This is a genomic window from Paenibacillus piscarius (assembly GCF_022234545.1).
Classification (GTDB): domain Bacteria; phylum Bacillota; class Bacilli; order Paenibacillales; family Paenibacillaceae; genus Paenibacillus_AQ; species Paenibacillus_AQ piscarius.
On the sequence record NZ_JAIEUI010000052.1, the window covers coordinates 1 to 979 of the forward strand.

General features: G+C 51.4%; 1 tRNA gene and 1 rRNA gene. Both read left to right on the forward strand.

Features of this window, described 5'->3' with window-relative positions:
• Positions 1 to 477: ribosomal RNA gene (locus K1558_RS32605) — 16S ribosomal RNA — on the forward strand; the annotation flags it as partial.
• Positions 478 to 573: 96 nt separating this feature from the next.
• A tRNA-Ala gene (locus K1558_RS32610) sits at positions 574 to 649 on the forward strand.
• Positions 650 to 979: the final 330 nt, after the last annotated feature.

Here is a 979-nt window from a genome sequence, read left to right on the forward strand (position 1 = left end):
TCGTGTCGTGAGATGTTGGGTTAAGTCCCGCAACGAGCGCAACCCTTGACTTTAGTTGCCAGCAGGTCGAGCTGGGCACTCTAGAGTGACTGCCGGTGACAAACCGGAGGAAGGTGGGGATGACGTCAAATCATCATGCCCCTTATGACCTGGGCTACACACGTACTACAATGGCCGGTACAACGGGAAGCGAAGCCGCGAGGCGGAGCCAATCCCAGCAAAGCCGGTCTCAGTTCGGATTGCAGGCTGCAACTCGCCTGCATGAAGTCGGAATTGCTAGTAATCGCGGATCAGCATGCCGCGGTGAATACGTTCCCGGGTCTTGTACACACCGCCCGTCACACCACGAGAGTTTACAACACCCGAAGTCGGTGGGGTAACCCGCAAGGGAGCCAGCCGCCGAAGGTGGGGTAGATGATTGGGGTGAAGTCGTAACAAGGTAGCCGTATCGGAAGGTGCGGCTGGATCACCTCCTTTCTATGGAGAATCGTCTTCTGCAATGAAGACATTCAAATCGGAAGCTTGACTTCCACAATAACGTGTTTCCATTTGTTCGGTTTTGATGGAATTTGCGGGGCCATAGCTCAGCTGGGAGAGCGCCTGCCTTGCAAGCAGGAGGTCAGCGGTTCGATCCCGCTTGGCTCCACCAACAAACTTCATCTATTTGTTATGTCTGGAATATTGCAACCTTGATCCTTGAAAACTGGATACCGAAACGAATTTGCGTTTTAGAACATTCCTTTAAGCTGAACTTGTGTAAACAAGTTTGAAGTTTTTAGTTATACTGAGCGATGGTTTTGGATTATGAGCGACTTTTGGCTTTGAATATTCTAGCAGGCGGAGAAATCCGGATGCGCTATTCAAAACAAGATGAGCGAATAAGCCAAATACCGGAGCGATTGGTTAAGCTACTAAGAGCACACGGAGGATGCCTAGGCGCCAGGAGCCGACGAAGGACGTGGCGAACAACGAAACTGCC